Origin of the sequence: Halorubrum sp. SP9 (assembly GCF_005435015.1) — an archaeon.
GTDB lineage: Archaea > Halobacteriota > Halobacteria > Halobacteriales > Haloferacaceae > Halorubrum > Halorubrum sodomense.
On the sequence record NZ_SGXU01000161.1, the window covers coordinates 1 to 917 of the forward strand.

1 protein-coding gene is annotated in these 917 nt (G+C 57.7%); it reads right to left on the bottom strand.

All coding sequences use genetic code 11. The annotated features are described in order from the left end of the window. Positions 1–917, bottom strand: a 917-nt coding sequence (locus tag EXE45_RS19845; RefSeq protein ID WP_158294306.1) for a hypothetical protein, incomplete at both ends; no start/stop codon positions are given.

A 917-nucleotide genomic window follows, 5' to 3' on the forward strand; every position in this document is an offset into this window, starting at 1 on the left:
CGCCGGGGCCGTCGATGTCGAACGCGTCGTCCTCAGCACCTTCGATCGCGACGTTCTCACCGGAGAACGCGTCGAAGAAGTCAGACTCGGCCACGCTGTTCGTGGGCGTGTAAACCGTGGACGGCGCGAAGGTCACGTCGAACGTGTCGTCGATCGTGTTTCCACCGTTGTCATCAACGCCGGAAATGGAGACGTTCTGGACGTTGTTGTAGACGGTGTTCGACGTGTTGACGAACAGTTGAGAGCTGGACGCACCAGCTGACGTGGCGCTACCGAGGTTCAGCGTGTTGCCGTTGTCAAGCCCGACAGTAATGTCGGAATTAGCGATCGTACTCGTGTCGACGTTCTCGTCGAAGACGAGTTCGATCGTCGCACCGATACTGCTGTCACCGCTGACGTAGTGGGTCGCCTTCTGTAGGTTCGGCGCCTCACCATCGTTCAGCGTGAGAGCGGAGCTCGCTGCGGAGGTCGAGGTGTAACTCGGCCCCGAGAACGCCTCAACCGTGGATCCGGATTGGGCGTCACTGAGAAGGTTGACAGTGGTCGTAGTTGACAGAGTGTCACCGTCAACTTCCGCGTCGGAAGTGAACGTGACGACGACGTCAATTACTTCAGATCCACCGTCGTCGAGGACAAGCTCGTCCTCGCTGTCACTGTCGGTGTCGGTGTTAGAGAACGCACCGTTCGAGCTAAATTCGGTGCTGCTCGTACCGAAGCGGACATCACTGAGGCTGGAGACAGAGTCGTTCGTCGCGATGGTCTGTCCCCCAACGACCAGCTCGATCTGGTCAACGTCAGCCGCAGTGATGGCACCGCCGCCAGTTTTGGCGACGCTAATGTTGTCAATCTCTACCTGATTACCATTACCACCGTTAGCGTCAGCAACGGTGATATTCTGAATTGTTGCCGATTCTCCC